The organism is Thermocrispum sp. (genome assembly GCF_002919275.1).
GTDB classification, from domain to species: Bacteria; Actinomycetota; Actinomycetes; order Mycobacteriales; family Pseudonocardiaceae; genus Thermocrispum; species Thermocrispum agreste.
Genome location: NZ_PKFA01000026.1, coordinates 1 through 24,669, shown reverse-complemented (window position 1 = coordinate 24,669; position 24,669 = coordinate 1). Strand labels below are relative to the sequence as shown.

The following is a 24,669-nucleotide window of genomic DNA, read 5'->3' as shown; positions in this document are numbered from 1 at the left end:
TGTTGCTCCTGGTGGCTCAGGGCATGCAGTAGCCGCCGCTGACCGAGAACACCTGCCCGGTCATCTGCCTGGCGGCCGGCTCGGAAGAGAGCCAGACGACGGCCGCAGCTACGTCCCGTGCGGTCGTGAGGCGGCGCAGGGGGATCTGTTTGCGTACCGACTCGATCTGCTCCTCGGTGAACACCGCGTCCCGGCCCCCTGCCCACAGGCTGGTCGCGCCGATCGCGTCGTCGCTCTCCGGGATCACCAGTCCCGGGCAGACGACGTTGGACCGGATGCCGTGCCTGCCGTGCTCCTTGGCCACGGTCCTGGCCAGCGCGACGACAGCCGCCTTGGTGGCGCCGTAGACGCCCTGGCGGATCTCACCGAATGCCGCGTCGCTGGATATGAACACGATCGAGCCCCTGCCTGCTTCGCGCATCACCGCGATCGCCGCCTGGGTGCACTCGATGGTCGCGAACAGGTTCACCTCGACCAGTCGCTGCCAGCGGGCCCGATCGGTGTCCTCGGCGATGAACCCGGGCACGCTCCAGCCCGCGTTGTTCACCAGGGCGTCGAGCCCGCCCCACAGCTCGATCACCCGGTCGACGACGCGTCTGCCTGCTCCTTCGTGGGTCAGGTCGGCCCGGACGACCTCGGCGGCGTCGGCTCCGCGCTCGAGTGCTTCCGCCCGTACCCGGTTCGCCTGCTCGCCGTCGATGTCGCAGATGGCGATGCGTGCGCCCTCGCCGGCGAAGCCGTGCACGATGCCGCGGCCGATGTTGGAGGCCCCGCCGGTGACGAGTACCCGGGCTGCCCGCAAGCCGAGATCCATCCTGCCCTCCGCGCTGAACGTCGCGATTGACGCCACGATGCTACCTAATTTATCTTCAATTCGAAAACGAGCCTGCTCGGCGGACCACGGCTGCGTGGCCGTGCGGGTGGGAGGGGCCGGACAGTTGGGTGCGCAGGGAGGCGATGACGATGACCGAGTCGGGCGAGCGTGCCTGCCGGGAGGTCCGGTGACCGAGAACGCCGACGGTGTCGTCGCGACCCGGCAAGAGGGCACGGTCGGCCACGTCCTGCTGAACCGGCCGCATGCGATGAACGCCATCACGGTCGAACTGGGCCGGAAACTCGAACAAGCCTTGCGCGCGCTTGCCAGGACCGCGTCGGTCGTCGTCGTTCGTGGAGCCGGCGGGAACTTCTCGGTGGGTGGGGACTTCAAGGAGCTCGCTCGCCTGCGGGCAGCCGGCGCCGACGCGGTGCGTCCCTTGTTCGAGAACTTCCGGCGTGCGTGCGACGCCATCGCGGAGCTGCCCGTCCCGGTGATCGCCGTCGTCGAGGGCTATGCGATGGCGGGCGGCTTCGAGCTGATGCAGGCCAGTGACGTCGCACTGGTGCGCTCCGACGCGGTGCTTGCGGACAATCACGCCAACTTCGCCCAGATCCCAGGCGGTGGCGGTTCGCAGCGGCTGCCCAGGCTGGTCGGCAGGCAGCGAGCCCTCGGGCATCTGCTGTCCGGCGAGCGATTGACCGGCGCGCAAGCCGCCGAGTGGGGGCTGGCTTACCGGAGTTTCGCGCCTGCGGAGTTCGAGGAGGGCGTCGCCGCCTTCGTCTCCCGCGTGGCCGAGAAGGACCGCGCGGTGCTGGGCAAGGTCAAACGGCTGGTGCGGCAGGGCCTGACCATGGCGCTCGCCGACGCCCTGACCGTGGAGCTGGCGGCCGTGATCGAGCACGTGGAAGGCGAAGCGGCGGCGGGCGGGATCGCGTCGTTCACCGAAGGCAGGGGAGCGGACACATGACCGAGGACGCGGCACGCTCGGGCCCGGTGCTGCTGTCGTTCGAGCCGGACGGCATCGCCTGGTTGCGGTTGAACCGCCCGGATGCGGCCAACGGCATGAACATGGAGCTGCTGGAAGCGCTGCACGCGGCGATCATGCGCATTCACCGGCAGCCGCGGGTGCGGGCCGTGATCCTCTCCGGTGAGGGGAAGAACTTCTGCGCAGGGGGTGACGTCCGCGATTTCGCCAGTCATGGCGAAGGCCTACCGGACCATCTGCGGGAGGCCACCGCGCGGCTGAACGCTGCGGTGTCGGCGCTGGTACAGCTCGAGCCGCCGGTGATCGCCGCCGTGCACGGCTTTGCCGCAGGCGGTGGCGGCTTCGGCCTGGTGTGCGCCGCCGACTTCGTCATCGCGGCCGATTCGGCGAGGTTCTTCTCCGGCGCGGTGCGGGTCGGGATGGCACCGGACGCCGGCGCGACCGTGACACTGAGTCGTCTCGTCGGGCTCCGGAAGGCGATGGAGATCCTGCTGACGAATCCGACGTTGACCGCGCAGGAGGCGCTGGAGGCGGGACTGATCACCAAGGTCGTTCCGGCCGATGCGGTGCGGGACGAGGCGTTGGCGCTGGCCCGCGCGCTCAGCGCGTTGCCGCCTAAGGCCGTCGCGGCCACCAAGCGGCTGGTGTGGCGTGGTGTCGGTGCCTCGCTGGAGGACCAGCTGCCAGAGGAAGCGCGGACCGTGGCGGAGCTGTCCGGCACCGCCGATGCCCGGGAGGGCTTGGCCGCCGTCATCGAGCGCAGGCCGCCCCGTTTCACCGGAAAGTAGGCGAAGGTCGTGACCGACTGTGTGCTGACCGAGGACCATGAGCAGGTCCGGGTGATCACGCTGAACCGCCCGGGCAAGCGCAACGCGATCGACCTCGAGCTACGCGCCGCCCTGGCCGAAGCGTTGGAAACGGCGATGGCGGATCCCGGTGTGCGCGTCATCGTGCTGACGGGGGCAGGCGGCACCTTCTGCTCCGGTGGCGACATCTCGACCATGCGCCGCCAGCCGCGGGAGCAGACCGTGCCGCGGGCCGAGGCTGCGCAGCGTGTCGTGAAGGCGATCTGGGGCGGGACCAAGCCGGTGATCGCGGCGGTCGAGGGGTACGCGTTCGGTGCGGGTACCGCCTTGGCCGCCGCTTGCGACCGGGTGGTGGCGGCCGCCGACAGCGTCTTCAGCGTCGCGTTCACCGGCGTCGGCCTGGCCGGTGACATGGGCATATTCGCTACGTTGCCGGCGCGAGTCGGGGTGGCGGCGGCGCGTCAGCTGATGCTGCTGCCGCGCCGGTTGTCCGCTCGGCAAAGTCACGAGCTGGGGCTGGTGGACGCCATCGCCGAACCGGGGGAGGCGCTGTCGGCCGCGCTCGCGGACGCCGCGGCGATCGCGGAGGGACCTCCGCTGGCGCTGGCCGAGATCAAGGCGATGTTCGCTGCCTGGCCGCGTGATCCGTGGCGCGTGCTGGACGACGAGATCGCGGTGCAGGCGCGCCTGTTCGACACGGAGGACTTCGCCGAAGGCGTGGCTGCGTTCCGTGAGCGCAGGCGGCCCAGGTTTCGCGGCCGCTGACCGCCAATATTTCTAGTCCAAATTAGACGACGTTCGACGACGGCGGAGTCCGGCAGTCCGCTCTGACTTCGCGGCAGGTGACCCCGCTCGTGACCTGTGCCACTGAACAGCTGGACAGGATGACCTGTTTCCCTATGAATCGTTCCCTTTTGTCCGATCTTCGCCGCCGTGTCGGCCGGGTTCACGTCAGTGTCGCGAGCTGGTTGTGTACGCCATGTCGATCAGTTAATCTAACTATGATTAAAGGAAGGAGGCCTGCGGTGGCGACCGACATCGAGCAACGACGCTCTCGGCTCCGGGCAGAGTTTTCCGAGTGGGTGCCGCGCACCCTGGGTGACTGGCTGGACTACTGCGCCGGCAAGTACGCGGATCGGCCGTTCGTCATCACCGACGAGCGCACGATCACCTACTCCGAGACCATGCGGTGGGCCGATCGGCTGGCCGACGGGCTGGCGGCCATCGGCGTCCGCCCCGGCGACCACGTCGGCATCGTCATGGCCAACTACCTGGAGTTCGTGCCGGTGAAGTTCGCCGTCGCCAAGGCCGGTGCGGTGGCGATCCCGTTCAACTACCTGTACCGCACCGACGAGCTGCGGTACGTCCTCCGTCAGTCGGAGTGCTCCGTGTTGATCACGATGACCGGCTTCGGCGACCTCGACTACCTGGCGATGCTGGACGAGATCGCGCCGGGCTGGGAGAACGGCGAGCCCGCCGAGCTGCCCAACCTGCGCCGGGTGGTGCTGCTGTCCACCGACGGGCGGAGCCGGGACGGTGTGCTCAGCGTGGCCGGCCTGGCGGAGCTCGGCGACGACAACCGCGGTGCGGCCGCGGGCACGGCGAAGCCGGACGACATCGGCGACATCCTCTACACGTCGGGAACGACCGGGTCGCCCAAGGGCGTCCAGGTCACGCACGACGCGGTGCAGCGGACGGCCTACGCGTCAGCGCTGACGCGTGCCTTCGAAGACGGACGCCGGATCCTGTTCTCGCTGCCGTGCTACCACATGTTCGGCTACGTGGAGGGCCTGCTCGCCGCGATGTTCGTCGGCGGTGCGATCATCCCGCAGACGGCGTTCGACCCGGTGCGCTACTTCGAAGGAATCCAGCGGCACAAGGCCACCGACATCCTGTGCGTGCCGACGATGACGGTCGCGCTGCTGGAGCATCCGCGGCGCAAGGAATTCGATCTGAGCTCGCTGTCGGCGATCCTGTCGGGCGCGGCACCCGCCCCGGTGTGGTTGTGGGAACAGGTGCGCGACGAGCTCGGCGTCGACGAGATCGTCACCGGCTACGGCATGACCGAGTGCGGCGGCGCCATGACCCTCACGCTGCCCGAGGACGACCTGGTCTACACGGCCACCACGGTCGGCAGGCCCAAGCTCGCCGGTAGCGCGGGCGTCCCCGGCCAGGACGCGCTGACCGTGTACAAGACGGTCGATCCGATGACCGGGGAGGACCTTCCCCCGCACACCGAGGGCGAGCTGGCGTCCAAGGGCCCGACGAACATGCTCGGCTTCTGGAACAAACCCGAGGAGACGGCCGCGGCGATCCAGGACGGCTGGATCCGTTCCGGCGACCTCGGGCGGGTGCGGGAGGACGGCTACCTGGAGATCACCGGGCGCAGCAAGGAGCTCTACAAGAGCGGCGGCGAGCTGGTGATGCCCAAGGAGATCGAGGACCTGTTGAGCAAGCACCCGGCGATCAGCCAGGCCTACGCGATCGGCATCCCGGACGAGCGCTGGGGTGACGTGGGGTGCGTGTGCGTCGTGCGCGCGCCGGGCCAGGACATCACCGCCGACGAGGTCGTCTCCCTGTGCAAGCAGAAGCTGGCCCGCTTCAAGGTGCCCAAGCACGTGCTGTTCCTCGAAGCCTCCGACCTGCCCACCACGCCGACGGGCAAGGTGCAGAAGTTCCGGCTCGTGGAGTGGGCGAAGAAGCAGCTGGCGGCCGCCGCCAGCAACTGAAGCGAAGGAGTGTGCAGCGTGACTGCCACAGTGTCGCAGACAGCGATGCCACCGGCTGCCACCGATCGCCCCGACTACGCGGCGCTGATCCAGCCGGACCGGGTGCACGGCAGCCTCTACACCGATCCCCGGATCTTCGCCGAGGAACTGGCGCGGATCTGGTACCGCACGTGGGTGTTCGTGGGGCACGAGAGCGAGGTGCGGCAGCCCGGCGATTACGTGCGCAAGAGCATCGGGCCGCAGGACGTGGTGATGACACGGGACCGTGACGGCAGGGTCCATGTGCTGCTCAACCGGTGCCCGCATCGCGGCAATCTGGTGTGCGAGGACGAGCGCGGCCACTCGAACTCGTTCCGCTGCCCGTACCACGGTTGGACCTTCCGCAACGACGGCGAACTGCTCGGCTACCCGTACCACCAGGGCTACGGCGGTCGCGGGAAGCTCAAGCAGGGGATGGCCAGGGCTGCGCGAGTGGACTCCTACCGGGGCTTCGTCTTCGCCAGCCTGGCCGACGACGGTCCTACGCTGCGCGAACACCTCGGTCACGCCGCAGGGGAGATCGACCGGTTGTGCCGGCTGTCGCCCGAGGGCGAGGTCGAACTGACCGCCGGATGGCTCAAGCACCGGACGAGGGCCAACTGGAAGCTGCTGGTGGAGAACGAGACCGACGGCTACCACCCGCAGTTCGTGCACGGCTCGATCTTCAGCGTCACCGGCAGCCCCATCGGCGCGCTGTACAGCGAGAAGTCCGTGGCGGTGACCCGCGACCTGGGCAACGGGCACAGCGAGAACGACCTGCGCCCGGAGTTCCGCCGGCACGGACAGCCGATGCGATGGTTCGGCACCACCGAGGACCGCGTCCCGGACTACGTCGCGAAGATGCGCGAGGTCTACGGCGAGGAAGCGGAGAAGATCCTCGTCGAGGGCGCCCCGCACGTGATGATCTTCCCGAACCTGTTCATCGCGGAGATCCAGGTCTTCATGATCCAGCCGCTGGCGGTCGACGAATGCGTTCAGCACGCCACGGCCGTGCAGCTCAAGGGCGCGCCCGAGCTGAACCGGCGGATGGTGTCGCAGTCGATCGGATCGGTGGGACCGGCGGGCATGCTGCTGGCCGACGACACCGAGATGTACGAGCGGAACCAGCTGGGTGCCGAACAGCTGCGGCCCGAGTGGTTCGAGATCAAGCGCGGCGTGCACCGGGAACGGCTCGACGAGCGCGGGCTGCGGGTCGGGAACGCCACCGACGAGACCGGGATGCGCGGCTTCTGGGCGCACTACAGGAAGCTGATGGAGGTCGGGAAGTGACCGCGGCAGGCACGGCATTGGACCTGCGGCAGATCGAGCAGTTCCTGTACCGCGAGGCGCGGTACGCGGACGAACACGACTACGACGCCTGGGAGGCGTTGTGGACCGACGACGCCATCTATTGGGTGCCCGCCGGTGACGACGCGGCGGATCCGCGGAGCCAGGTCTCGGTCATCTACGACAACCGGAGCCGGATCGCGACCCGGCTCAAGCAGCTGCGCACCGGCAAACGCTACTCGCAGTCCCCGCCGTCCAACCTCCGGCGGGTGATCTCCAACGTCGAGATCCTCGCCACCGAGGGATCGGACACGGTGGTGGGGGCGAACTTCGTGCTCGTCGAGTCCCGCGCCCGTGGCATGGAGCTCTGGGCCGGGCGGCTGACCTACAAGCTGCGCGTGGTCGACGGTGAGATCCGCATGGCCTACAAGAAGGTCAGCTTGGTGAACAAGGACCGGCCGCTGCCCACGCTGTCGTTCCTGATCTAGGAGGAGGGCGGATGACGGACGAGCAGGACGGCCGCGGCGTGGTGATCGGCCCGGCCGAGCCGGAGGTCGTGGGCAGCGAGTTCGCCGAGGTCGCGGTCAGCGTCGATCACCAGGGCAACGGGCCCCGGTTGAAGCTGGAGGACCTGCGGACCGGGCACGTGCGTTACCTCGACGCGCTGGAGCTGGAGACGATCGCCTGGCTGCCGGACGAGCACTTGCGGCAGCTGCTGGATCCGTCGGCGCACCGCTGGCGAGAGGAAGCATGAGCGCATGACGCGCCCGGCGATCGTGCGCGAGCCGGAGGAGATCGACTTCGCCGAGTTCGTCCGTCCCGGTGACACCGTGGTCTGGGGGCAGGCCTGCGCCGAGCCGGTCACCCTGACGACGGCGTTGCTGCGGCAGCGCGACCGCATCGGACCGATCCGGTGTTTCGTCGGCATCCCGGTGACCGGGACGGTGCAGCCGGAGGTCGCCGACCGGATCTCCTTCGTCTCCTACTGCGGCAGCGGAGTCAACCGGCACATGGTCCGGGCCGGCGCCATGGACGTGACGCCGGTGCACTACTCGATGCTGCCGGGCCTGCTGACCCGCGGCCCGTTGCGTGCCGACGTGGTGCTGCTGCAACTGTCGGCGCCCGACGCGCACGGACGCTACTCGCTCGGCCTCGGCGACGACTATTACTCGGCGGCGATCGACACGGCCCGGGTGGTCATCGCGGAGATCAACGATCAGGTGCCGCAGACGCAGTGCTCACGCTGGCTGACCGCGGAGGACGTGGACGTCGTGGTGCCCACCTCCCGGCCGCCCGCGGAGGCGAAACCCAAGCCGGCCGACCCGGTCGTCGAGCGTGTGGCGGCCAATGTGGCCTCGTTGATCGACGACGGCGCAACCCTGCAGTTCGGGATCGGGGCGTTGCCCGATGCCGTGCTGGCCCAGCTGTCCGACCGCCGTGATCTCGGTGTGCACTCGGGACTGATCAGTGACGCCGTGGCCGACCTGATGGAGGCCGGGGTGATCACCAACGCGCGCAAGAGCCTGGACCGGGGCCGGTCGGTGGGCGGGATGCTGATGGGCACCCGGCGGTTGTTCTCCTTCGCGCACCGCAACCCCGCGGTGCAGCTGCGCGAGACCGGTTACACCCACGACTTGTCGGTGCTGGCCGCGCAGGACCGTCTGGTCGCCATCAACTCGGCGGTGGAGGTCGACCTTTCCGGGCAGATCAACGCCGAACTCGTCGCCGGGGACTACGTCGGAGCCGTCGGTGGTGCGGTGGACTTCCTGCGCGGTGCGGCCAGGTCCAAGGGCGGGTTGCCGATCGTGGCGCTGCCGTCCACCGCGGGGAGCACGAGCCGGATCGTGCCCGCGCTGTCCGGGCCGGTGAGCACGGCGCGCGCGGATGCCGGCCTGGTGGTGACCGAGTACGGGGTGGCCGACCTGCGTGGTCAGCCGTTGCGCTCGCGGTACGAACGGATGCTGGCGATCGCGCATCCGGATCACCGCCGGGCGCTGGAGGAAGCTGTCGAGCGAAGTGGAGTGCTGGTATGAGACGTGCGGCGATCGTCAGCCCGCTGCGCACACCCGTGGGTGCTTTCGGCGGCACGTTGCGGCCGGTCCCGGCGGAGGACCTTGCCGCGGTCGTCGTCAAGGAGCTCGTCAGGCGCACCGGCCTCGATCCGGCGCGGGTGGACGACGTGGTGCTCGCGCAGTCCTACGCCAACTCCGAAGCGCCGTGCATCGGCAGGTGGGTCGCGTTGCACGCGGGATTGCCGATCGAGGTGCCGGGGTTGCAGACGGATCGCCGGTGCGGCGGCGGCCTGCAGGCGGTGGTCACCGCCGCGATGATGGTGCAGACCGGCAACGCCGACGTGGTCGTCGCGGGCGGCGTGGAGAGCATGAGCAACATCGAGCACTACACGACGGACCTGCGATGGGGCAGGCGGTCGGGCAACGTGACGTTCTACGACCGGCTCGACCGGGGCAGGGAACGATCCCAGCCGGAATGGCGGTTCGGGCCGATCAGCGGGATGATCGAGACCGCCGAGAACGTGGCAGGCCGCTTCGGCATCACCCGGGAGGAGGCGGATGCCTTCGCCGCCCGCAGCCACCAGCGGGCCGCCGCGGCATGGCGGGCGGGGAAGTTCGCCGAGGAAGTCGTCCCCGTCGAGGTGCCGCAGCGCACCGGCGAGCCGGTGACGTTCGCGCAGGACGAGGGCATCCGGCCGGACACGACGCCGGAAACCCTCGCCACGCTGCGCCCGATCATCCCGGGCGGCACGGTCACGGCGGGCAACGCCAGCCAGCAGAACGACGCCGCCGCGGCCTGCCTGGTCGTCGCGGAGGACGTGCTCGACGAGCTGAACCTGGAACCGCTCGGATTCCTGCGCGCATGGACCGCCGTGGGCTGCGAGCCGGCCACGATGGGGCTCGGTCCGGTGCCTGCGGTGGCCAAACTGTTCGAGCGCACCGGGGTCTCGTTCGACGATCTGGACCTGATCGAGCTCAACGAGGCGTTCGCCGGGCAGGTTCTCGGGGTGCTCAAGGGCTGGGGAGTCAAGCCCGAGGAGATCGACGACCGGCTCAACGTCAACGGCTCGGGCATCTCGCTCGGCCATCCGATCGGTGCGACCGGGGCGCGCATTCTGGCGACCATGCTGCACGAACTCCGGCGTCGCGGCGGGCGTCTGGCGCTGGAGACGATGTGCATCGGCGGTGGCCAGGGGATGGCGGCGCTGTTCGAGGGGGTCGCCTCGTGACCGGGCTCGTCGCGTATGCCACCTACCTGCCCCGGCCGCGTGTCCGGTTGCCGGAGATCGCGGCCACGCTCGGGACCGGCCCTGCCGAAGGCGAGCGGGTGGCGGCATCGTACGACGAAGACAGCACGACCATGGCGGTCGAGGCGGCTGCGCGCCTGTTGTGCACGCACCAGGCCACGCCGCGGGCGATCTATTTCGCCACCACGTCACCCGCGTACCTGGACAAGACCAACGCGGCAGCCATCCATGCGGCGCTGGCGCTTCCCCAGGAGACGTTCGCCGCGGACGTCATCGGCTCGGCGCGGTCCGCTTTCGCGGCGTGGCGAGCGGCGAGGGCGGACGGCGGCTTGGCCGTGCTGGCGGACGTCCGGACCGGGCGACCCGGCTCGTCGGACGAACGTTTCGGTGGCGACGGGGCGGTCGCCCTGCTCTTCGGGGATTCCGCCGCCCCGATCGCCGACGTGCTCGCGGAACGGTCGTGGTCGGTCGAGATCCTGGACCGGTGGCGACTGCCCGGCAGGCAGGCGAGTGATCAGTGGGAGGAGCGGTTCGGGGCGGAAACGTATCTGCCGTTGGTGCGGCACGCCGCCGAAGCGACGCTCGCGGCAGCGGGCCTGGACAGCGCCGATCACGTCGTCGTGGTGTCGCCGAATTCAGGGGTTCGCAAGCAAGCCATGCGGGCGTTCGCCACGGCGTCGACGACGCCGATCGGCCATTCCGGGGCGGCGGACTTCGGGCTCGGCCTGGCTGCGGTGCTGGATCGGGCCGAGCCGGGCGAGACGATCCTGGTGTTGTCGGCCGCCGACGGATGTGACGCGCTCGCCCTGCGCGCCACCGATCATCTGCCTGCCGGGCGGCAGCGCCGCACAGTAGCCGAACAGCTCGACGACGGCGTCGTCGTTCCCTACGCCACCTATCTCGGCTGGCGCGGCTGGCTAGAACGAGAACCACCACGCCGACCGGAACCCGGCAGGCCGGCGGGGCCGCCGAGCGCACGTGCGGTGGATTGGAAGTTCGCGTTCACCGGCAGTGTGTGCTCGCGGTGCGGGTTCACGCACCTGCCGCCGGTGCGGGTGTGCAAGGAGTGCGGTGCGGTGGACGAGATGCAACGGCGCTCGCTGGCCGGGGCCACCGGCACCGTCGCGACGTACACCGTGGATCGGCTGGCGTACTCGCCGTCGCCACCGTTGATCGAGGCGATCGTCGATTTCGACGGCGGCGGACGCTACCCGCTCGAAGTCGCCGACGCCCGGCCGGGTGACCTGGCCGTGGGAACACGGGTCGGCTTGTCCTTCCGCCGTTTGTTCACCGCAGGCGGCGTGCACAACTACTTCTGGAAGGCGCGGGTGCTCGAACCACCGGGTGGATCCGCCGGCGCCGGGGGAGGTGCGGCGTGAGCAGAGGCATTCGGGACAGGGTGGCCGTGGTGGCCATGGGCTGTACCCGGTTCGGCGAACACTGGTCTCGTTCTGCGGAAGATCTGCTGCTGGATGCCCTCGAAGAGCTGTTCGCCACCACTTCGGTCACGCGAGACGACGTCGAGGCGTACTGGCTCGGCACGCTCGCGTCCGGTCAGTCCGGGCTGCTCCTGAGCAAGGCCCTGGCGCTCGACTACAAGCCGGTGACCAGGGTGGAGAACTACTGCGCGACCGGCTCGGAGGCGTTCCGTAACGCGTGCTACGCGGTGGCCTCGGGCGCCTACGACCGTGTGGTGGCCGTCGGCGTGGAGAAGCTGAAAGACTCCGGCTACTCGGGACTGCTGCGGTCGGACCCGCCGGGGGACGGCACCGCCGCGGAGCTGAGCCTGACCGCGCCCGCCGCCTTCTCCATGCTGGACCCGGCGTACTGCGCCCGCTACGGAGTCGACCCGGGCGACATGCGGTCCGCGATGACTCACGTGGCGTGGAAGAACCACCACAACGGCGCGTTGAATCCCAAGGCGCAGTTCCGGTCTCCGGTCACCAAGGAGAAGATCGAGGCCGCGCCGAAGGTCGCCGGCCGCTTGGGTGTGTTCGACTGTTCCGGGGTGTCCGACGGGGCGGCGGCCGCGCTGATCGTGCGTGCCGAGGAAGCGCCGGACTACACCGATCAGCCGATGTACGTGAAAGGGCTGTCCCTGGTCGCCGGGCCGGCGCGCGGTGCTGCTGATCCGGACTACGACTACACGACCTTCCCCGAAGTCGTGCGCAGCGCCCAGGACGCCTACCGGCAAGCCGGAATCTCCGACCCGCGCAACGAGCTCTCGCTGGCCGAGGTGCATGACTGCTTCACGCCGACCGAGGTGGTGCTGATGGAGGACCTGGGGTTCTCCGACCGGGGCCGGGCGTGGCGGGACGTCCTCGACGGGGCGTTCGAGCTCGGCGGCCGGCTGCCGGTGAACACGGACGGAGGGCTGAAGTCGTTCGGCCATCCGGTCGGCGCGAGCGGCCTGCGGATGCTGTACGAGTGCTGGCTGCAGTTCCGCGGACAGGCGGGACGACGGCAGGTCGCCGAGCCTCGGCTGGCGCTGACGCACAACCTCGGCGGCCGGCCCGGCAGTTGCGTGTCGTTCGTGTCGGTGGTGGGGCGGCAGCTCGGCTGACCGTGTGAGCGGGTGCGGGTACCACCCTGGCCATCGATTTTTATTTACGTTAGATTAGAACCCGGGAGGTGAGGACCGTGGACAGGGCGGCGGCCGAACAGCTGGCCAAGCGCCTGTACCGGGCGCTGGCGACGGGTGACCGCGACGAGCTGGACGCACTGCTGCATCCCGGCTTCGTCGGTCGCACCACGGAAGGGCTGCCGCTCGGCCTGGGCGGGCACTACCAGGGGCCGGACGCCATGCGTCGCGAGTTCTGGGGGCGGATCGGGGCCAGCTTCGTCGCGCGCGCCGAGCCCGTCGAGTTCGGCAGCCTGGACGACGGACGGCTCCTGGTTCGTGGCCGGTACCGCGGGCGCACCCGGGACGGTGTGGCCGCGCTGGACGCCGAGTTCGTGCATTTGCTGTCGTTCGCCGACGGCCGCATCCGCGAGCTCGTCCAGCTCACCGACAGTGCGCGGTGGCGGGAGGTGTTGGACCGCCCCGCATCGGAGACGGTGCGGTTCACCGTCGACGACGGTCTCGGTGAGTTCAGGATCGATCGTGCTGCGGTGCGCAACGCGTTGAACCAGCAGGTCGCCGACGAACTGTACGAAGCCGCCGTGCGGTGCGCGGCGGACCAGGACGTCCGGGCTGTGCTCATCAGCGGCGCCGGGCCCGCGTTCACCGTGGGTGGAGATCTGGAGGAGATCGGTGCCTGCGCGCCGGACGATCTGCCGTCGGCGTTGCGTCGGATGATCACGCCGTACCACGAGGCGCTGCGCATCCTCAGCCAGATCCGCGCGCCCATCGTCACCGCAGCGCACGGGGCGGTCGCCGGTGGTGGTCTCGGCCTGGTGTGCATCGCCGACCTCGCGTTCGCCGCCGAAGGCACCAAGTTCGCCACCGGGTTCGGCGCCCTCGGGTTGTCCGGTGACGGCGGCAGTTCGTGGTTCCTGCCCCGGCTGATCGGCGTCCGGCGCGCCGCGCAGATGTACTTCGAGCAGCGCGTGCTCGACGCCCGGCAAGCCGCCGACTGGGGGCTGGTGACCCATGTCGTCGCCGAGGACGAACTCGAGGACCGGGCGCGAGCGGCGGCGCGGCGGCTGGCCGATGGCCCCACCGCCGCCTACGCCGAGATGCGCAGGCTGTTGTCCGGTTCGTGGTCGGCGACCTTGCCCGAGCAGCTTGCGGCCGAAACCGAGGCGATCACGCGTACCGCGGCGACCGCCGACGCGCAGGAGGGCGTGGCCGCCTTCCGTACCAGATCCACGCCGACATTCAGGGGACGGTGACCATGACGGGCCTCGTCATCGACAACGACGACCGCCGCTTGCTGCGGGAGAGTGCCGCCAAGATCGCGGCCAAGTACGGCCACGAGTACTACGCCGAGCGGTCTCGCCGTGGTGAGCACATCGACGAGCTGTGGAGCGAGCTGGGCCAGGCCGGACTGCTCGGCGTGCACCTGCCGGAGGAATACGGCGGCGGGGGTGCGGGACTGACCGAGTTCGCCATCGTCGTCGAGGAGCTGGCCGCGCACGGGATGCCGCTGCTCATCCCGGTCATCTCGCCCGCGATCTGCGGGTCGATCCTGGCCGCTCACGGTTCACCGGAGATGAAGGCGGCATGGTTGCCGGGGATCGCCGACGGAACCCGGAAGATGGCGTTCGCGCTGACCGAGCCCGATGCCGGGTCCAACAGCCACAACGTGGCGACCACCGCACGCAAGGACGGTGCGGGATGGGTCGTCTCCGGCGGCAAGTACTACATCTCGGCCGCCGACGAATGCGATGCCCTGCTGCTGGTCGCGCGGGACGGAGACCTCGCCACCGACACCCGCAAGGCGCTGTCGCTCTTCGTCGTTCCGCTCGACGCCCCCGGCCTGACGCTGCAGCGCATCGACACGGCGCTGACCTCCCCGGACCGTCAGTTCACCGTGTTCTTCGACGAGGTGCGCCTGGCGCCGGACAGCTTGATCGGCCAGGCGGGATCCGGGCTGCGGCAGGTCTTCGCCGGGCTGAACCCGGAACGGATCCTTGCCGCCGCGCTGTGTACCGGTGTCGGACGGTATGCGGTGGCCAAAGCCAGCGAGTACGCCCGCCACCGCACGGTGTGGTCCACGCCGATCGGGGCGCATCAAGGGGTCGCGCACCCACTGGCCGAGTCGTACATCGCGGTCGAGACGGCGCGACTGGTCATGATGCGCGCCGCCGAGCTGTACGACGCCGGTGCAGACGCCGCCGAGGCGGCCAACGTCGCGAAGTTCGTCGCCGCCGAGGCCGGCCTGAAGGCGCTGGACCAGGCGATTCAGACGCACGGCGGCAACGGGCTGTCGCGCGAGTACGGGCTGGCCGACCTGTGGTTCGTGGTCCGCCTGATGCGGACCGCGCCGGTCAGCAGGGAAATGGTGCTCAACTACGTCGCCCAGCACAGTCTCGGGCTTCCGGACTCCTACTGACGAGCGGAAAGGCGAGCCGATGACCAGCACGGACAACGCATACGACGCACTCGTGGTGGGAGCCGGGGCAGGCGGCTTGTTCACGGCGGCCCGGCTGACCCACCTCGGTTACCGCACACTCGTGGTCGAACGCCTCGGGTATCTCGGCGGGCGCGCATCCACCCGCGACATCGACGGCTTCAAGGTCAACAACGGCGCGATCGTGATCGAGGTCGGCGGGATCACCCAGCAGACGTTCGAGGAGGTCGGCGCGAGATTCGACGTCCGCTGCCCGAAACCGCCCATCCTCTACCGCATCGGCGGCAAGGACATCGACGTCACCGGCGGTGGCTGGGGACTGCTGCTGACCAAGCTCACCCGGCAGGGCGCCAAGCTGCTGAAGGGCATCGGGGCGGCGCGCAGTGACGACGGCCTCCCGGAACACCAGCTGTCCACGGCGGACTGGCTGGCGAAGTTCACCAAGAACGAGAACGTGCACGGTCTCTTCCGGAACATGTGCGGCTCGGTGTTCGCGGTGGGGTCGGAGGAACTGCCCGCGCGGGTGTTCCTGACCTACTTCACGCGCAAGAGCGCCTTCAAGAAGTTCGGCTTCTGCCCGGAAGGGACCATCGGCATCTGGCGTTCGCTGGCCGAGGTGATCACCGCCAAAGGCGGCGAGATCTGGCTGTCGTCCGAGGTTCGCGCGCTGACCGTGGCCGACGGCAAGGTCACCGGGGCCGTCGTCGATCGCAACGGGCGGCAAGTCGAGGTCACCACTCGCGTCGCCGTGAGCGACGCCGGGCCCGCCGCCACCGTGCGGCTGGTGGGGGAGGAGAACCTGCCCGCCGACTACGTGCAGCAGGTCCGGCGCGGCGATCGTCCGTGCGCGATGATCACGGTGAACTTCGCCAGCCGGGAACGCCTGGTCGACGTCCCCGGCATGCTCGGTTTCGCCAAGACGCGCCGGCTGTGCTACGTCGCGAACTTCACCGACACCTGCCCCGAGATGGCCCCGGAAGGCTGGAACCTCTACGTCGGCACGTCGGTGCCGAAACCGTCGGTGGGACCGTTCGACGAGCAGGCGGAGAAGGAACTTTTGCTGGCCGATCTGCGGGATCAGATCCCCGGTTTCGACCGGGCACGGATTCTGTCCTGGGCGGTGACGAAGGACGACTGGCCGCCGCAGCGTGCGGTCGCCGGCTTCGACCTGCCGAACACCACCCCCATACCGAACTTGTGGAACGTCGGTGACGGCGTGAAGGAGTACGCCAACGGCGGCACGACCGCCTGTGCGGAAACGGCGAAGCTCGTGGTCGGCCAGATCACGCAGCGATACCCGGTCGGTGCTCGAGCCTGAGCCACGCGGATTCCGCAAGCTTCCGGCGTGTGCCCTCCGGCCTCGCCGCGTCTCACCTCATTCCGGGCGTGCAGCTCAGTCACGCCTCGTCACGTCAAGCAAGTCATCGGGAGAGAGAACATGAAGATCTCCGTGGACCGAACCAAGTGCACCGGGCTCGGTATCTGCGAATCGCTGGCCCCGGACGTGTTCGAGATCGACGACAACGGCGATCTGGTGCTCAAGACCGACACGGTGCCGGAAGGGCAGCTGGCCGACGTCGAGGCGGCGGTGGAGGGGTGTCCGACGGAAGCGCTGCGGCTGCATCAGGCCGAGCCCGGCTCGGCCTGACCGACCGGGGTGGTGGACATGTCACCGCGGAGCTTGCTCGTGGTCGGCGCCTCGCTGGCGGGCCTGCGCGCGGTCGAGGCGGCCCGCAAGGCCGGCTTCACCGGCCGGATCACGCTGGTGGGGGAGGAGCCGCACCTGCCGTACGATCGGCCGCCGCTGTCGAAGGCCTACCTGGACACCCGTCCGGGTGGCCAGGCGCCGGAGCCGCCGGTGTTCCGGTCGGAGCGGCATCTGCGCGAGCACCTGCAGGTGGACCTGCGGCTGGGGAAGGCGGCGACCGGCCTCGACGTCGCGAACAAGCAGGTCCACCTCGGTGACGAGGTGCTCGACTACGACGCCCTGGTGATCGCGACGGGTGCTACGGCCAGGACGTTGCGCGGCACGGAGGGGCTGGCCGGAGTGCACACCCTCCGCACGCTCGACGACGCCGTCGCCGTGCGGAAGGCACTCGATGCCGGAGCCAGGACCGTCGTGGTCGGCGCGGGATTCATCGGCTCGGAAGTGGCTTCCGCCGCGCGCAAGCGTGGACTGCCGGTCACCGTGGTCGAGGCTGCGCCCACGCCGCTGACCAGGGCGGTCGGTGCGGAGATGGGGGCGGTGTGCGGCGAGCTGCACCGGCGTCACGGGACCGACCTGCGCTGCGGGGTCGGGGTCGACCGGATCGAAGGTGACGGCCGGACCGAGCGTGTCGTGTTGTCGGACGGCACGGTCGTGGCGGCGGACCTGGTCGTGGTCGGCGTCGGCGCGGCACCTGCCACCGCGTGGCTGGAGGGTTCCGGCCTGCGCATCGACGACGGCGTGGTCTGTGACAAGTACCTGCGGGCGGGAGCGGATGGCGTGTACGCGGCCGGCGACGTCGCCCGCTGGCACAACCCGCTGTTCGACCGCACGATGCGCCTGGAGCATTGGACCAGCGCGGCCGAGCAAGCGGCCGTGGCCGCGCGCAACGCGGTGAATCCTGCCCGAGCGACTGCCTATCGGACCGTGCCCTACTTCTGGTCGGACTGGTACGACAGTCGTATTCAGTTCGTCGGCGTTCCGGCGGCCGACGAGGTCCGGATCGTGACCGGTGATCCAGCGCGTGACCGGCGCGTCGTTGCGTTGTACCGGGAAGGTGACCGGCTGGCGGGAGCGCTCGCGATCAACGGTCAGAACGTCATCATGAAGTACCGCGGCCTCATCATGAAGGGCGCGAGTTGGGCGGATGCACTGGCGTTCGCCGAACGACGCCGGGTAGCCGCAGCTCCTGCGTGAGTGGCATCGGCACCGTCGGCCACGCAACGACCGCCAGATGTCGCCGTCTCGATGCACATGGTGTCGCTCGTGAGGCGCGCCGCTGACTCGCAGCTCGTCGGTGCCACTACGCCACCGGGCGCGGTGGCAGTTCCGCGAAGCAAGTCTCAGGGGCTGCGGCTGGCAAGAGGGGATATGTGCCCAGAATCCGGTCCACGGTGCCGCGTTCACGGTTACCGGCTGCCGGACGCTGCTGGTACGGCCGCCGTGCGCCGGTTGCAGGTGTCTTGCCCATCCTTTGTGCCTGCAGCCGACCGTCATCGTCGGCCCAAGGGCGAAATCTGTCATGGCGATGGGCGGGCCTGATTCGTCAAGGTGCACCCCGTGGCGCCGGCGGTGGATCGGCCACCGGCGCCACAGAGTGCGCAAGGGGAGGGGGAACCCGGCGACCCGGGCCCCGGGTCGCCGAGTGCCGTGCGCGGCCTACGGCGCGCCGACGAGTTCAGCGGGCAAGGTGCCGAGGAACCGGTGCGCGGTGTTGGCCACCGTGGCCAGCAGCTTGTCGACGCCCGGTACCGGGTTGGACGTGTCGCCCAGCCCTGGCACGTGCTCGACCGCCTGGACGTAGGCGTTCGCCACCGGAAGCACTGCCGTCTCGAAAGCCTTGGCTACGACCGCTGCGGCCGGCGACGGTGTGGTGGGCGGTGGACTCGGTATGGCGGGACGCTTGCCGGGCGCCGTTCCGGGAACGCCGGTGCCATGACCGACGTGCCGTTCCACGAAGTCGATCATCACCTTGGCCGATTGCGGCGCCGTCTTCTCCAACGCGGTGTTGTGCCCGGTGTTCGGTGGCATGTACGCCTCGATGGTGGCGTTCGGGCCGTACCACTGGCGTTCGTGCTCGATCAGCTCCCGTGCGGAGCTGCAGTCGATGGACGCCAGGCCGCAGAAGAAGTAGTCCTTGTCCCCGGTGACGACCAAGACCGGGATGTCGAGGTCCCGATCGACGTTCACCACGTTGAACCCGGCTCCGGTGGCGAAGTCGACCAGGCTGGCGGCACCCTTGAGCCGTTCGTCGGCCTCGATCACCGCGGGATCGGTGTTGGGTACGTGGTAGAAGGACGCCCGGGTCCCCGGGATGCTGGTCATGTACAGCGGATCCTTGATCACCGCGGCGAACTTGGGGTCACCCATCGCGGGGTGGTCTCGGCCGAGCACGCGGGCGATGACGTTGGTGTAGTTGATGGTGTGCACGAAGCCGGTGGTGATGACGGCGTCGACGTCCTTGAACTGGCCGGCCTCCTGCGCGACGGTCAGTGAGCCGAGACTGTGGCCGACGGTCACCACCTTGTCGAAGCGCTGACCGAGTGACCCGTCACGGAGCGCGGTGACGACCGCGTGCAATGCCTCCGCATTGTTGTTGAACGTGGTGAACAGGCTGGGCGGACGCAGCGACGCTCCCGCCCCGAGGCGGTCGATGGCCAAAGTGGCGTAGCCTGCCGCATTGGCCCTGCGGGCGTACGAGTACGTTTCCGGCTTGACCGGCCAGTCGAAGTAGTGCTGGTCGTATGTCCACCCGTGTACCAGAACTTGAACGACGTTCGCTCCCGGCGGTGTGCACAACGTACCGGCGATGGGGCCGGTTTGGCCCGCGACGGTGAAGGGAACCTCGACGGCTCGGCACGTGGTCGTTTCGTTCGAAGCTTCGGCCGGAATTGCCAGCAAGGCGCTGAACAATGCGGCGACGGCGGCAAGGATGCCGGCGCCTCGAGCTATTTTTCTCATGGGCTTCCTCGGTTGGAGCGGAATGTGACGAAATACGCGAGCCCAGCCCTCCCGGGGATGCGCAGTGGCGGTTCCGGCGCGAGCTTCGCCCGCCAGCGCGGGATGGGCTCGCCGTGGGACAGCCCCGCGCCGTGGACGCATCGTAGAATATAGACTAAATTAAATTCCAGCGTCTCGCCTGGTGGTGGGACGCCTCTTGGCGCCTGCCCGCGCCCCGGCGGCAAGCACGTGAGCTGGGATGGCCGGAGGGGCCGGCCGTACTTCCGGTCAGCCGCAGCGAGGGTGGTGGCCGTTCATGGCTGCCGAGGTTGCCGTCGGGTGCTCCTGCTTCCGGGCTCGGTGCACACCGAGTGGTCTGCGGGTGCGAGTGAAGCCGTGCCGGATGGCGGCCGTTCGGGTCACCGTCCAACGGCACTCGCACGGTCGCCGGCCCGGCGTCGCACGGCGCTGCGCCCCTGGCGGGCAGGCCGGAGTGCGATGTCGTGGTCGCTGTGATGTCGTGGTCGCTGTGCCGCGAAGAAGCCGGGTGCGCCGACGCTAGCCGACGGCCCCTGCGGACTTCTTGGCCCGGCTGCGAGCCCGGGGCGTCGGAGGCGCGGGCGTGTCGGCGTCTGCTTCGGCAGGGGCGCTCAGGCCCGCGCGAACGATGGATTTGGCGGTGCGAATCACCTGGTCGAGCGTGCCCCGGCGGGGGTTCCACCACTCGGCAGCCCAGTTGAGCGCCCCGAGCACCAGCATGCGTGCGGCGCGCAGATCGAGCTCCGGCCGGATGGCACCTTCTCTTTGCGCTTGCTGGAACAAGCGGCGCCAGATGTCGCCGTACCGGTTGGCTTCGGTGCTGAACCGGGCGCGGATGTTCTCCGGCACCTGCCCGGCGTTCCGGATGGACGCGGTGGTGTAGTCGGAGATCTCCAACTGATAGCGCAGGTGGGACTCCACGGCGACCTCGATCCGGTCGATCGCCGGGGTGTCCGGTGGCAGCGCGTCGAGCTGCTGCTGGACGTGGTCGGCCATGCTCGCGATCCCCGACCACATGACTTCCTCGATGAGGTCTTCCCGGGACGGGAAGTAGTAGTAGATGGCCGGTGCTTGCAGCTGGGCGACCTCGGCGACGTCGGTGAGTCGGGTGCCTGCGAAGCCTTTGCGGCTGAGCACGTGAGCGGCCGCGTCCAGGATCCGCTGGCGCGTTCGCGCGGACTTCGGCCCGGACACCTCCTCGGGCTCACGGCTCGCTGATTTTCTAGGCACGAATCGATCTTACCGGGTGGTCGTGCGGCCTCGTCGTGCCGTGCCGGAGAGCGTGCCCCGGCCGGCCGGGCGCGGTGATCGACATGCTGATTCGTAATGTCGTGCGCGCTCGGGAAATGACACGGGTCGTCCTTAAGTGATATTAGAAAGACATTGATCTCCGCCTCTTTAACCGTACGTGCGGTCAGTGTCGTGTCGACGCACTGTCCGGCGGCCGTCTCGGGTGACGCGGGGATGCCGGGGCGGCCCCGCTTCGGAATTGCGCGGACGGCCGGGCGATCGTCGATTGCCAGCGGCGAATCGAGGAGTGAACGCGATCGTTTTCCCGGGTTGACTCGAGGACTGAACACGATCGTTTGCCAGGGCGTTCGTACCGAAATTTGCTGAATTGTGGTCCGGTGGCGTGTCCGCTTGCGGTGGCAGAAGAAGGTTCGTTTCGAGTATTGACGTGCCGGGCGAAGACAATGGTTGTCGTTCATTTTCCGCACACCACGGGCTGCCGGCTGGGAAGCATGTCCCGCCGTCAGGGCTGCTGTGGGCGTGCGTGCTGCCGGTCGTCAGCGTCGGTGCGCAGCAGCCGATGTGAGGACGGCGTTCCGGCGGGGCAGGCCGCGAACGGCATGCACTGTCCGCCCCGAGTCGCATGACGGGACATCCGGGGTCCACGATGTCGGCGCGCCGTCCCGGCCGTGACGCCTCGACGGTGCGCCGGTGACCGCGGCCTGCCCGACACGGGGCTGATCGGTGCCGTCGTCACCGCCATGGGTGCACCGGGACGGCCTCAGCAACCAGCCGCCGCACGTTCGACGGTGGCGGCGCGCTCGGCAGGCTCGTCCACGTAGGCCCGCTCCCGGGCATGGAGCCGCACCAGGCCGGGGAACCGGAAACGGACGTGCCCGGCTCGATCCCGTCCGGTGGCCTGCACCAGTTGCGCGTCGGTGAGCAGGTCGAGCAGATCCTCGGCTTCGGTGTCGCCGGTTTCCAGTACCGCCGCGGCCGCCCAGGACGGGAAGTCGGGTACGTCCAGCAAGGCCAGCCGCCGCAGCAGCGTCTGCGCTCGCGGATCGAGTGCGCGGTAGGACAGGTCGATGGTGTGCCGCACGCTCAGGTCGCCGTGCGTGAGTTCGTCGAGCCGGCGCTGCTCGTCGTGCAGCCGATGGGCCATCCGGGACAGCGGCCAGTGCGGCCGCGCGGCCAGCTTCGCCCCGACGATCCGGAGGGCAAGGGGCAGGCCGTCGCACAGCTCCACGATCCTTGCTGCGGTCTCGGGTTCGCGTGCCACGTCGTCATGGCGGCCACTGACCGCGGCCAGGAACTCGACGGCGTCTGCGGTGCCGAGCACGTCCAGCGCGATCACCTCGGAACCGGCGAGCGCGGTCAACCGCGACCGGCTGGTGATCAGCACGGCACACCCCGGGCCGCCGGGGAGCAACGGCCGGACCTGGGCCTCGTCAGCGGCGGCGTCGAGCACGACGAGCCGGCGCGTGCCTGCCAGGTGGTTGCGATACAGCTCCGCTCGCTCGTCGAGCGACCCCGGGACGGCCGATCCGGGCACGCCCAGCGCGCGCAGGAAGCGGGCCAGCAGCTCGGCGGGACGCACCGGGTGGTTGCCGGTGCCGTGCAGGTCCGCATACAGCAGTCCGTCCGGAAAGCGATCGGCGAGACGGTGGGCAGCCCGGACGGCCAGCGCGGACTTGCCCACGCCGCCCGCGCCGGTGAGGGTCACGACCGGGACGCCTCGGCCGGCGGAGTTCTCGGCGCCCATGATCGCCTCGATGCGCTTCAGCTCGTCGCCCCGTCCGGTGAAGTCGTCGATGTCACGCGGCAGTTGCACCGGGATGTGACCGGGTGGCCGCTTGACGGGGCCGCGTTCACGGGCAGTCGCGACGGCCCGGGCCGGTGCCGGGCCGGCCGTCAAACCCGGATCGTGCGCGAGGATCGCCTGCTGCAGCTGCTGCAGCTCCTCGCTCGGGTCGAGACCGAGCTCGTCCTGGAACACCGCCCGTGCCCGCTGATAGGCCTCCAGCGCCTGCGCCTGCCTGCCACCGCGATACAACGCCAGCATCAGCAGGTAGTGGAACCGTTCCCGCAACGGGTGATCGGAAGCCAGCGTCATCAGTTCGCCGACCACTTCGTGGTGACGGCCGAGGGCCAGCTCCCAGTCCAGGCAGGCCTCCAGCAGCCCGAGCCGCTGTTCCTCCAGCCGGGTCGCCTCCGCACGCACGACTTCGCCGGGGATGCCGTCCCACGCGGGTCCGCGCCACAGCGCGAGTGCCGAGCGTGCCGTGCCCGCCGCCCCGGCCAGGTCGCCTTCCGCGGCGGCGGCGCGGGCCGCGGCCGCCTTGGCCAGGAAGTCCTGGGCATCCAGCTCGCCGGGCTCGATCAGCAGCGCGTAACCCGGCGGCTTGGTCGCGATGATCTCCCGATCGGCATCGACGCGGGCGAACACCTTGCGCAAGCCGGAGACCGAGGTGCGGATCTGGTGCCGTGCGGTCGGCGGTGGGTGTTCCGCCCAGACGGCGGTGATGAGCCGATCCACCGAGACGACCCGGTTGGCGTCGGCCAGCATGGCGGCCAGCACCGCCCGTTGCCGTGCTCCGCCGACGGGAACGGGGCGGCCGTCGCAGAGGACCTCCATCGGGCCGAGGACTCGGAACTCCATGGCATCTCCTTCAGCCGGACGTCGGTGTTCGGCGCTCGCTTGCCGGCACCGGACCGGACGTGCCGTGCGCCGTCGTCGACCCCTGGGACCTGGCGGTACCGGTCGAGGTTGGGGCGACAGCGCATCGAAGCGGGCCGATCGCAGGCTCGCCGCTGCGCACAGGCCGGACATCGCGAACGTGGCACAGGCCGGATATCGCGAACGTGCGCGATGAAGATCGGCTTCACCCACGCTGCGAACGAGAAGTGACCGCGTTCGATGTGGGAGGCAAGGTGACGGTTGCACCTGTGGCTGCACTGCCATGGCGGCACCGGACGGCGGCCGCCGATGTGCCGGGTTCGCGTGATTCCACCCACCGGGCAAGCTCATCGCCGGTGACGGGCCAGCCGTCGTTCGTGGGTGGCGACGGTGCGGCCGCCGCCACGGTCCTGCTGTCGCGGGCGGACGAGCCCGTGGCGGAGGCTGCGTTGCAGTACGCGCGCAGGGGATGGCCGGTGTTGCCCGGTGCGGCGTGGAACGGGCGCCGGTTCGTCGTCGGCGGGTCCGGCGCGATCGCCCATCGACTGCGTCCGGTCGTGCCGCGCACGTTCGCCTCCGCCGATCCCCACCAGGTGGCGAAGTGGTGGGGGGTCGACGAGGAGTGGGAACCGTCGGTGTTGCTGGTCGTGGGTCCCGCCTTCGACGTGGTGTCGGTGGCCGGTGCCGTGGCGGCCGGTCTGTTGTTCACCCGGGCGTTCCAGAAGGCCGGCGGTCCGGTCGTGTTCCGGCCCGACAGCGGCGCGGCGCATTTCTTGCTCGAACCGGGTGGCGCGCGGCGACTGCGCTCGACCGCTCCGCCGGCAATCCGGCCTCTTGCCGCGGGTTCGTGGATCCCGGCGCCGCCGACGCTGGTCGGCAACGGTGCGCGGGTGAGCTGGTGGTGCCACCCGGCGCGGTCCGGGTGGCGGCCGATGGCGGCCGATGCGTTCCTGGCCGCGGTGGCCGCGGCGCAGGCGCGGCGAACCGCCAGGCGCCGCTGAATCGGGGCGGACGGCACGACAAAAGGCGCCACCGGGCGGTGGCGCCTCGAAGGCAGAGGATCGCGATGCGCACAGACGGGATTCACCGTGCTGGACCCGGACCGTGCGCCGGAGGTTGGGGCGCGCCTGAACGATGCCTGCGGCCCGGGGCAGGGGAC

The 24,669-nt window shown here is 69.8% G+C and carries 21 protein-coding genes; 17 read left to right on the top strand and 4 right to left on the bottom strand.

The features are described from left to right. Nucleotides 1-16: 16 nt before the first annotated feature. Nucleotides 17-850, bottom strand: a complete 834-nt coding sequence (locus CXP56_RS06295) for an SDR family NAD(P)-dependent oxidoreductase (protein ID WP_245566561.1) — start codon at nt 848-850, stop codon at nt 17-19. Nucleotides 851-1,001: 151 nt separating this feature from the next. Between CXP56_RS06295 and CXP56_RS06290 the strand changes: the two genes are divergently transcribed. The 16 genes from CXP56_RS06290 (at nt 1,002) to CXP56_RS06215 (ending at nt 17,818) form a co-directional block, all read left to right on the top strand. Continuing rightward, nucleotides 1,002-1,784: an enoyl-CoA hydratase/isomerase family protein gene (locus tag CXP56_RS06290; RefSeq protein WP_286900343.1), complete on the top strand. Its 783-nt coding sequence runs from the start codon at nt 1,002-1,004 to the stop codon at nt 1,782-1,784. Continuing rightward, nucleotides 1,781-2,590 carry an enoyl-CoA hydratase/isomerase family protein gene (locus CXP56_RS06285; RefSeq protein ID WP_286900342.1) on the top strand — a complete coding sequence of 270 codons (810 nt, stop codon included), beginning with the start codon at nt 1,781-1,783 and terminating at the stop codon, nt 2,588-2,590. Before CXP56_RS06290 ends, CXP56_RS06285 begins: the two co-directional genes overlap by 4 nt. Nucleotides 2,591-2,599: 9 nt before the next feature. Continuing rightward, complete coding sequence (locus tag CXP56_RS06280; RefSeq protein ID WP_028846726.1) at nt 2,600-3,373, top strand: enoyl-CoA hydratase/isomerase family protein; 774 nt, start codon at nt 2,600-2,602, stop codon at nt 3,371-3,373. A gap of 260 nt (nt 3,374-3,633) precedes the next feature. Continuing rightward, entirely contained in the window at nt 3,634-5,337 is a 1,704-nt protein-coding gene (locus CXP56_RS06275) for a class I adenylate-forming enzyme family protein (protein WP_028846725.1), read from the top strand. An 18-nt stretch (nt 5,338-5,355) separates the two neighbouring features. Beyond that, nucleotides 5,356-6,645 (top strand): aromatic ring-hydroxylating oxygenase subunit alpha, encoded by a 1,290-nt coding sequence (locus CXP56_RS06270; protein ID WP_245566560.1) that lies wholly within the window; start codon nt 5,356-5,358, stop codon nt 6,643-6,645. Then, nucleotides 6,642-7,130, top strand: a complete 489-nt coding sequence (locus CXP56_RS06265) for an aromatic-ring-hydroxylating dioxygenase subunit beta (protein ID WP_028846723.1) — start codon at nt 6,642-6,644, stop codon at nt 7,128-7,130. The genes CXP56_RS06270 and CXP56_RS06265 overlap by 4 nt, the downstream gene beginning before the upstream one ends. Nucleotides 7,131-7,141: 11 nt before the next feature. Next, entirely contained in the window at nt 7,142-7,396 is a 255-nt protein-coding gene (locus tag CXP56_RS06260; protein ID WP_286900337.1) for a hypothetical protein, read from the top strand. A gap of 4 nt (nt 7,397-7,400) precedes the next feature. Continuing rightward, nucleotides 7,401-8,675: an acetyl-CoA hydrolase/transferase family protein gene (locus CXP56_RS06255; RefSeq protein WP_028846721.1), complete on the top strand. Its 1,275-nt coding sequence runs from the start codon at nt 7,401-7,403 to the stop codon at nt 8,673-8,675. Further along, on the top strand, nt 8,672-9,883 hold the full coding sequence (locus CXP56_RS06250) for an acetyl-CoA C-acetyltransferase (protein ID WP_286900334.1): 1,212 nt from the start codon (nt 8,672-8,674) through the stop codon (nt 9,881-9,883). Before CXP56_RS06255 ends, CXP56_RS06250 begins: the two co-directional genes overlap by 4 nt. Continuing rightward, nucleotides 9,880-11,280, top strand: a complete 1,401-nt coding sequence (locus tag CXP56_RS06245) for an OB-fold domain-containing protein (protein ID WP_286900333.1) — start codon at nt 9,880-9,882, stop codon at nt 11,278-11,280. The genes CXP56_RS06250 and CXP56_RS06245 overlap by 4 nt, the downstream gene beginning before the upstream one ends. Next, on the top strand, nt 11,277-12,464 hold the full coding sequence (locus tag CXP56_RS06240; protein WP_028846718.1) for an acetyl-CoA acetyltransferase: 1,188 nt from the start codon (nt 11,277-11,279) through the stop codon (nt 12,462-12,464). The genes CXP56_RS06245 and CXP56_RS06240 overlap by 4 nt, the downstream gene beginning before the upstream one ends. Nucleotides 12,465-12,541: 77 nt before the next feature. Beyond that, nucleotides 12,542-13,735 carry an enoyl-CoA hydratase-related protein gene (locus tag CXP56_RS06235; RefSeq protein ID WP_028846717.1) on the top strand — a complete coding sequence of 398 codons (1,194 nt, stop codon included), beginning with the start codon at nt 12,542-12,544 and terminating at the stop codon, nt 13,733-13,735. 2 nt (nt 13,736-13,737) lie between these two features. Then, a complete protein-coding gene (locus CXP56_RS06230; protein WP_028846716.1) occupies nt 13,738-14,898 on the top strand; it encodes an acyl-CoA dehydrogenase family protein in 1,161 nt (386 codons plus the stop codon). 19 nt (nt 14,899-14,917) lie between these two features. After that, the gene (locus CXP56_RS06225) at nt 14,918-16,234 is read left to right on the top strand and encodes a phytoene desaturase family protein (protein WP_028846715.1); all 1,317 of its coding nucleotides are present in this window, start codon (nt 14,918-14,920) and stop codon (nt 16,232-16,234) included. 120 nt (nt 16,235-16,354) lie between these two features. Next, nucleotides 16,355-16,564: a ferredoxin gene (locus tag CXP56_RS06220; protein WP_028846714.1), complete on the top strand. Its 210-nt coding sequence runs from the start codon at nt 16,355-16,357 to the stop codon at nt 16,562-16,564. 18 nt (nt 16,565-16,582) lie between these two features. Next, nucleotides 16,583-17,818, top strand: coding sequence for an NAD(P)/FAD-dependent oxidoreductase (locus CXP56_RS06215; protein WP_028846713.1), 1,236 nt, complete (start codon nt 16,583-16,585; stop codon nt 17,816-17,818). Between the two features lie 462 nt (nt 17,819-18,280). Here the strand turns inward: CXP56_RS06215 and CXP56_RS06210 are convergent, their stop codons facing one another. The 3 genes from CXP56_RS06210 to CXP56_RS06200 form a co-directional block, all read right to left on the bottom strand. Continuing rightward, nucleotides 18,281-19,582 (bottom strand): alpha/beta hydrolase, encoded by a 1,302-nt coding sequence (locus CXP56_RS06210; RefSeq protein ID WP_286900330.1) that lies wholly within the window; start codon nt 19,580-19,582, stop codon nt 18,281-18,283. Nucleotides 19,583-20,119: 537 nt separating this feature from the next. After that, a complete protein-coding gene (locus CXP56_RS06205; protein ID WP_084608968.1) occupies nt 20,120-20,830 on the bottom strand; it encodes a TetR/AcrR family transcriptional regulator in 711 nt (236 codons plus the stop codon). 781 nt (nt 20,831-21,611) lie between these two features. Continuing rightward, entirely contained in the window at nt 21,612-23,492 is a 1,881-nt protein-coding gene (locus CXP56_RS06200; protein ID WP_286900328.1) for an AfsR/SARP family transcriptional regulator, read from the bottom strand. 374 nt (nt 23,493-23,866) lie between these two features. On the opposite strand from CXP56_RS06200, the gene CXP56_RS06195 reads away from it, so the two are divergent. Beyond that, nucleotides 23,867-24,511, top strand: a complete 645-nt coding sequence (locus CXP56_RS06195) for a bifunctional DNA primase/polymerase (protein WP_286900326.1) — start codon at nt 23,867-23,869, stop codon at nt 24,509-24,511. Nucleotides 24,512-24,669 lie beyond the last annotated feature (158 nt).